Below are 1,143 nucleotides of genomic sequence, written 5' to 3'. Positions count from 1 at the left end.
CCTTTGTCCTCAAACGCCGGACGGGCTGTGGGGGTGGACGCCGGACGGGCCTCGGGGCCGGACGAGACGTCCGGGTCCTCCGTGTCCAGGAGGCGGACCGCGTGGCGGCCCAGTTGGGCGACCAGCATGCCCGGCAGCCAGGGGTCGCGGCTGCGGCCGTCCGAGACCGTGTCCTCCGCCCCCGTGCGCCGCAGGATGTCGTCGAGGGTCGGGCGGGAGGCGGGGTCCTTGCGCAGGCACTGCCGGACGAGGTCGGCGATGCCCTCCGGGACCCCTTCCAGGTCCGGCTCCTCCTGGGCGATGCGGAACATCAGGGCGTGCCCGCCGCTGCCGGCCGAACCGAACGGCAGGGCCCCGGTGGCCGCGTACGACAGGACCGAGCCCAGGCAGAAGACGTCGCACGCGGGGGTGATCCGGTCGCCGCGGACCTGCTCGGGGGCCATGAAGCCGGGCGAGCCGACGACGGCGCCGGTGCGGGTGAGACCGGCGTCGGCGACCGTCTCCAGGGCGCGGGCGATACCGAAGTCGATGACGCGCGGGCCGTCGATCGTGACGAGGACGTTCGACGGCTTGAGGTCGCGGTGGATCAGCCCGGCCGCGTGGATGTCCTTGAGCGCGTGGGCGAGGCCGGCCGCGAGGATCCGTACGGAACGCTCCGGGAGCGCGCCGTGGTCGTGGCCAACGACCTCCTCCAGCGAGGGCCCCGCCACATAGCCCGTGGCCACCCAGGGGACGGCCGCCTCGGTGTCGGCGTCGAGCACCGGCGCCGTCCAGTACCCGCCCACCCTCCGGGCCGCCCGCACCTCCTGGCGGAACCGGGCGCGGAACTCCTCCTGCTCGGCGAGTTCCCTGCGTACGAGCTTGACCGCGACCGTCCGTCCGCGGTCGGAACGCGCCAGGTACACCTGGCCCATACCGCCCGCGCCCAGCCTGGCCAGCAGCCGGTACGCGCCGATCCGGTGCGGATCCGCGGGCCCGAGTTTCTCCATCGAAACGCCGCCCTCCCCCGTACGACTGCGACAGCCCGAGGATAGTGCGGCGCGACGGGGCGGTGGCCGGAGCGGGGTCTACGGTTCCGTAACAGCCGGTGCCGGTCCGGTGACCGGGACGGGGGACGGGTCCGGGGTCGGACCGGCACCGGCT

1 protein-coding gene is annotated in these 1,143 nt (G+C 74.6%); it reads right to left on the bottom strand.

Going from position 1 to position 1,143, the window contains the following annotated elements; translation table 11 throughout:
* The coding region (locus tag FGF04_RS39365; protein ID WP_149516187.1) for a serine/threonine-protein kinase at positions 1 to 989 on the bottom strand (989 nt) is incomplete at its 3' end.
* Positions 990 to 1,143: the final 154 nt, after the last annotated feature.

This window comes from Streptomyces apricus, assembly GCF_008369065.1.
Classification (GTDB): Bacteria; Actinomycetota; Actinomycetes; order Streptomycetales; family Streptomycetaceae; genus Streptomyces; species Streptomyces apricus.
The sequence above is the reverse complement of the archived record's forward strand: the minus strand, read 5'-3'. Positions and strand labels throughout refer to the sequence as shown.